3 protein-coding genes are annotated in these 6,723 nt (G+C 44.2%); 1 reads left to right on the top strand and 2 read right to left on the bottom strand.

Annotated features, from left to right (window positions below):
• Window positions 1-308: 308 nt before the first annotated feature.
• Window positions 309-1,169, top strand: coding sequence for a hypothetical protein (locus RDO37_RS10675; protein ID WP_308499072.1), 861 nt, complete (start codon window positions 309-311; stop codon window positions 1,167-1,169).
• A 276-nt stretch (window positions 1,170-1,445) separates the two neighbouring features.
• Here RDO37_RS10675 and RDO37_RS10670 read toward each other — a convergent pair whose 3' ends face one another.
• The gene (locus tag RDO37_RS10670) at window positions 1,446-2,768 is read right to left on the bottom strand and encodes a hypothetical protein (RefSeq protein WP_308499071.1); all 1,323 of its coding nucleotides are present in this window, start codon (window positions 2,766-2,768) and stop codon (window positions 1,446-1,448) included.
• A 469-nt stretch (window positions 2,769-3,237) separates the two neighbouring features.
• A complete protein-coding gene (gene topA, locus RDO37_RS10665) occupies window positions 3,238-5,988 on the bottom strand; it encodes a type I DNA topoisomerase (RefSeq protein WP_308499070.1) in 2,751 nt (916 codons plus the stop codon).
• Between the last annotated feature and the right edge of the window lie 735 nt (window positions 5,989-6,723).

Here is a 6,723-nt window from a genome sequence, read left to right as displayed (position 1 = left end):
TTATAATACGCATTGTCATAGAATCCACCTCGATACTGATCAAAGAAAAAGACTTAACCTAGCCTACGATATGAGTACAGTAGTCCATGGGCTTATCTGCTTTCTAGTAGTCTAATCATACACCACTCATTCAAGGCATATCTAATTCCTGCGAAATGAAATATGGCGATCCTACCGGTGAGCGACTGACAAGCCCTGTGCCTTAGTGGTACGGGGTTTTTTGTTATTTTTGATGCCTAGTTCACTGCTATCTTGCTTTGATTATGTGTTAGGATTCTTAGACAAGCTTTGTTTTCAGAGGGCTCTCCATGCGCAATACCTACGATCTACCAAAAGATTATCTTAAGAAAGTTGAAGCTGCCAAATCTTTACCTGGCATACCTTTCATAAGGTTTATGCTCGAAAGCCAAGATTACTTACTTGAAAAACAAATGGCAGGTAAGCAAAGAAATTTATCTGTACAAAGACACACCATGACCATGCCTACTTTGTTTAGAACATCACAGTTTTCAGACATGGTAGTCTTTTTGTTTATAGATTTGTTTGGTCTGTTTGGATACTACAAAGACAAGCATCAATTTGAACTCTATGGCCCTCACCTCAGAGCTAATGCTGCAGCGCATGCATTCGAGTTCTTCTGTGAAGAAGCATCGGCACACAAAAAAGAATACTCAAGTGCTTGTCGTGAAATTCTGCTTGAAAGACTAAAAGAGGCATATCCAATCCACTGTAAACAAGCAAAAGCTAAAGTAGATCCAGCTGCACTCAATGCACCAAGCGTAAATGCTTTCTTACTTGCGGCCCCTCAATATAAGACAGATGCCAACGACTTTTTGAAATACAACCTCGAAATCGAAATGACCGATTGGCTGAAGATGATCCGTATCAGCACCAAACTCTTTCGCCCAACTACCAAAGAGGGTAAAGAAATGTTGCGTACCTCTAGTAAGCTTAATTTACCAATTTGGCCTCGAGAGGAGCGTGACATTGAGACTATGCCGACAGTTCAACAGGATCCAGACTTGTTCAGTGAGCTTGACTCTCCAGAAGAGCTTATTGCGGTCTTCAGACAACAACTACCATCAACCATGCCGTTAGGTGGATTAGATGGTAAACCTGTTCTTGCTCGAAAGAAGCCTCATTGGCTGCCTAACTACTTAGTGCGATAGAAACACTGCAGCATTTGATGGCTATATAGAGCATAGCTCGAGCACTCTATAAACAATTGCATTGCAAGCAAACTGATTCTTACTCCCATGCAATGGCGTGGGAGTTGTGGCATGAATCCTAGGCTATGGTGGGGCTAATGTATAGCCACGCTTGCATCTGATAGCTGCATAACGAATAGCTGCTTTACGCGCAAAACACTGTGGCTTTGGGTTGATGAGTATCTTTTTCTAGCTGCTAGTGCTTTGGTGAGGGGCTAATCATTTTTTAGCTGCTAGCTAAAAGAAAGATGCGATGCGGTTTAAAAGCTCCACAGCTTTCTTGTCGTCATGATCGATGCTGCTTACGAGCAAGGAAAGATCATTTTTAATGCTGCTAGCACGCTTAGCTACAGTATGGCTTACGTAGTCACGATACTGCTCGATTTGACCATCAAAGACAGCTTTTGGAAAGTTCTCAACGAGATAGCACAGTACCTGCTGCCCAAACTTGCTCTTAGGATCAGCAATATGCGTGATATTAGTTTCCTGCCTAATATCGTGAGATGACATACGCTCAAAGACATTTCTCTCAGGCAATGAGAGCTTGTAGAAGTATGCATCGTAAAAAGATAAATCTTTTTCTAAGATGGCTGCAGCATGTGCATAGGCATTTAGTTCAGCTTCATCTGAACTTTGTCCGCTATAAGCTGGAGCTGCCTTTACTATAGCAACCTCGCTCTCATCAGCATCAAGCAAATCTACAAAACTTACATTGTTTAAACGATCCTGCTCATTTGCTAGATTAAAGCCAAGATCGCTTTGTCGCTGCGGCGTTAAGATGCCACATGGAGCAAGCAGTGGTGCTAAATCAACGTTAATACATTGAACTTTAACTGAGCGACCATCACTCATTAAGACCTTAAGTAAACGATGATCATCGCTTTGATTTAAGACCTTTAATAAACACAGCTTGCCAGATTCATTTACATGCACTAAGAATTTACCTGGCGCATGCTCAGCAAAACGCACTGCTCTATTACCATGTAAGAAACTCATGATCTTAAGATCATGGCTAAGTAGATGATTGTAGATATAGAACAAGGCATCGATGCGTTGCATCTGATTAGTAAGATCGCCAGTAAAGCCTAATTCTTTGGCGGCCTGATTGAGACTTTTGGAGTTTTTAACTTTTACGTTGCCAAAGTAATAGCAAGTCTCTAATGCAGTCTTGAGATCGACTACATAATTAAAACGACTCATCGCATCTGGCAAGAAAAAGTTTTGAATCAGCATGCCATTGAAGGCAGAGAGGTGACGCGAGGCATAAGTAATTAAAATATCATCCTCGCTTTGTGGTCTTACTTGCTCGTTTACCTGATTGATAAACTCAAGGGCGCTAACACCACCACGTAAGTTGTTAGGATCAATATCTTGTCTAAACAAGAATGCTGGCTTGATAAGCGCATGCTGAGCGTACTTACACAGCATGATCTTCTTTACGGTAGCACTATCTAAACCAAGACCTTCAGGGACACGCAGCAATCCAAAACCTGCCATACGGGCCATTAGTGACGGAGCACTTAAAGGCAATGGCAGAGCATAATACATACTGCGACTCACTGTAATTTCCCTCTACTAACAACTAAGAAAACCACACCTTTTCATAAAAACCAAGCATCAGCTGCTAAGTAGTACAGACAGTTAATCTGCACGCAGACCTATTCTCCCTAGCTTTGGCAGCATCATGAGAGGGCACCTGTCCTGATTGGTATCGTGGTGTGCAAACGAATATTATACAAAAGCCGCCGGCAAAATTCCCAACTGTTGCGACTTGCAAAGCAAGATACCCACGATCTTGGCTGCATTTGCTAAGTTGCCTACGTGCTTTATTGCTACTTCAACGCTTGCTTGATCTTTAAATGCTTGATAGCGCTTGCGACTTTGCGCGTGCCTTTGCTTTTGGCCCTTGCGCTAGCTTTGGCTTTTGGCTTTGGCTTTTGACGGATGCTAAAAACGACAATGCCGCCAAACTGCTTTATGGGCAGGTGGTGGCGGCATTTTGATATTACTCGTATGGCCTTAATTAGTACTACTTAGTAGTCTTCTTAGTGGTGGTCTTACGAGTTGTAGTCTTGGTAGCACTCTTAGCAGAGGCTTTAGCTGCCATCTTAGTGGTGCTTGAGCTTGTGCTCTTCTTAGTGGTGGTTGAACGAGCCTTTAACTCAGAGATAGTCCATGAGTTGGTATCCTTGTTGTAATAGGCTGCCCACTTAGTCTGCTTGCCCTCGTCAGTAATAGAAGCTAAGTATTGCTCCTTAGTCTTACGAGAGAAACGTACTTGAGTCTTATTGCCATCATTATCCACCACAGGGCCGTCAGCCAAGTAATAGAACTTAGGACTAATACGGTCACGGAAGCGGCGTAACTCCTCAACAAAGACAGGACGTGTCTCACGAACTTTAGGGAAGTTATGTGCCGCTAAGAAGATACCAGAGGCACCGTCACGCAGAACATAGTGAGAATCCTTGTTCTCCTCGCAAGTAAGCTCTGGCAGATCTACTGCATCCTCACGTGGAGGAGCAACTTCACCGTTCTTTAAGATCTTACGGGTGTTCTTACACTCTTCATTAGTACACTGCATGTACTTACCGAAGCGACCGTCCTTGAGCACCATGGTGCCACCGCACTTTTCGCACTCAACAGTTGGGCCTAAAGCAGCCTCTGCCTCTTGTGAGTAGTCACCCTCTTCACGAATGTAACCATCACAGCCTGGTGCATTAGAGCATAAGTAGAGCTTGTGGTTCTTATCAATGAGATAAGCATCCATAGTAGCGCCGCACTTAGGACAACGCTTGGATTTGAGCAGTAACTTAGCCTCAGTAGCCTCATCCATCTCAATATCCTCAGGAATGGTTTGCTCCTGAGTATAAGTAAGATTTACAGTGCACTTACAGCGATCTGCAGCCTTAACTGAAGAGTCGTGGTAGCCCATACAGCTTAAGAATGTACCGGTTCTGCCCATATGAGCTGCCATGTGGTACTTGCCGCATTGAGGACACATCATGTCGATCTCAATGACCTTGTTATTTGGCATACCACCTTGATCAGCTGGCAAAGAGGCCTTGCTTAAGTGCTCAGAGAAGTCCTTGTAGAACTCATCTAAGTTAGCAATCCAATCACGCTTACCTGCAGCAATCTCGTCTAATGACTCTTCCATGGATGCAGTAAAGTGCAGATCCATGAGGTTTGCAAAGCTATAACGCAGACGATCTGTGACGATCTCACCCATCTTAGTTGCAAAGAAACGATTACGCTCGATCTTTACGTAGCCACGTTCCTGAATAGTAGCAATGATGGCTGCATAAGTAGATGGTCGACCAATACCGTCTTTTTCTAATTCTTTAACTAATGTAGCTTCAGAGAAACGTGCTGGAGGCTGAGTAAAGTGCTGAGATGGCACTAAATCTTCAAGCTTAAGGATATCGCCCTCTTTTACATCAGGGAGCATGACATCTTCAGACTTGTTGCCAAGCACGCGACGGAAACCGTCAAAGATCTCAGTACGGCCAGTAGCACGTAACAGATAATCACCCGCCTGAACTACAATAGCGCGAGACTCGTAAGTCTGATTGCTCATCTGACAGGCTAAATAGCGATCATAAATGAGCTGATACAGACGCTGACCGTCACGATCAACAGTTGAAGGCACAGTCTTCATCTCAGGGTGAGATGGTCGAATAGCCTCGTGAGCCTCTTGAGCAGACTCTTTTGACTGATAATAATTTGGCTTTTCAGGTAAGTACTTATCACCATAGTTAGCAGCAATGATCTCACGGGCAGACTCAATTGCCTCTTTTGACAGATTAACGCTGTCAGTACGCATGTAGGTGATAAAACCAGCCTCGTACAGTCTCTGTGCAGCAACCATGGTGCGCTTTACAGAGAAACCTAAGCGCTGATTGGCACTTTGCTGCAGAGTTGAGGTGGTAAATGGAGGTGGAGCGTGTGCCGATCCCTTCTTAGAATCGATACGAGCTACCTTGTATTCTTGCTTACGTAAGTCCTCAAGCACGGCCATAGCTTGAGCTTTGTTATGCATCTCAATCTTAGAGCGGCCCTTGGCAGCAAGATTTACCTTTAATGGCTCTTTATTAGGAGTTAAGGTATTGGCGAAAATTTCCCAATACTCAACTGGCACGAAAGACTTAATAGCTCTTTCGCGATCAACAATCAGCTCAACTGCAACGGATTGTACACGGCCTGCTGATAAGCCACGGCCGACCTTTTCCCACAGCAGTGGGGATACCATGAAACCTACAACACGATCAAGGAAGCGGCGAGTCTGCTGCGCATTGACCATGTTCATATTGAGCTGTTCTGGGTTGGCAAATGCCTTGGCAATCGCACTACGTGTAATTTCAGGATACTTTACACGCCAAAACTGTGTGTCTTTACCGCAGGCAGGCGCAAGCACTTCATGTAAGTGCCAAGCAATAGCCTCACCCTCGCGGTCCAAGTCAGTTGCTAAGTAGACTTTATCGCACTCGGAGGCAATCTTCTTTAACTCTTTAACTACATCTTTCTTCTCTGGCATGACCACATAATCGGCCTTCCAGTTATCAAGCGGATCCACGCCCATACGCTCAAAGAGCGCAGAACGCTTTTCTGCCTCGGTCTTCTTAGTGCGAGTAGTTACTTTCTTAGTAGTACTTTTTGAGGCTCCGGTCGGAAGATCGCGAATATGACCGACACTAGCTCTAACTATGTAGTCAGGGCCAAGGTAATTATTGATTACCTTCGCTTTGTGCGGAGACTCCACAATTACTAACGACTTACCCATAAGTTATCCCCTAAAAATACAGTTTGAACAGCTATAAGATAACGCTACCAAACAAACCTTACCTTCTAGCCGAACCCTTGAGGTGCAATCCCAAAGGCCTCATGCCTATGGTCCCTCGAGAACTGTTCGTGGTGATTGTATCAGTTTCCACGCCACATCAAAGCAAGTGAAAACTTTGATCATCACCAATGTGACCTCAGTCAGTATAAGAGCGCAACAGGCGCTCTCGATGCAAAGGTCAAAAAGCCAAGCACGATAGCACTAAATTAGTTGAGCACATAGCGCATACCTAAAAAACTTAGCTAAGAGCAAAAGTAGCCCTAGAGTATCACGCTTTTAAGCGTTGACGCTTTAACTATGGCTTTACCGATATCAGCTTATGCCTCTAATCGAGATCTAAGTAGCCAAAAACGACTCTTATCTTCAAGTCGCTAGAAAACATCACACACCTAAAAGTGCAGCTCTATATTAGTTCAGCACAGGCCATACTTTAAATGCAAGCTCCTGACTAAAAGTTTGCAAGTGCACCTTATCAAGCTAAGCGTACTACCAGGGATAAATCTCCCTTTTTATTAGTTCAGTGGCAAAGCATCGTAAAGTAGCACACTAGCGAGCCTAACTACGAATCCCTTAAGCTATTTGTATCATTGTGGTGCAGCACCTTAGCACCACAAACCAAGCGCAAGACCTATCGCAAGCCCAAGTTAACAGCCTGCTGCAAACCAAGCTCAAGAC

Origin of the sequence: uncultured Anaerobiospirillum sp. (assembly GCF_902485895.1) — a bacterium.
Lineage (GTDB): Bacteria > Pseudomonadota > Gammaproteobacteria > Enterobacterales > Succinivibrionaceae > Anaerobiospirillum > Anaerobiospirillum succiniciproducens.
The sequence above is the reverse complement of the archived record's forward strand: the minus strand, read 5'-3'. Positions and strand labels throughout refer to the sequence as shown.

What these genes read in the sequence shown, in the direction of transcription:
- RDO37_RS10675 (WP_308499072.1), top strand. Translation starts at nt 309, where the DNA reads ATGCGCAATACCTACGATCTACCAAAAGATTATCTTAAGAAAGTTGAA.
- topA (WP_308499070.1), bottom strand. Translation starts at nt 5,988, where the DNA reads ATGGGTAAGTCGTTAGTAATTGTGGAGTCTCCGCACAAAGCGAAGGTA.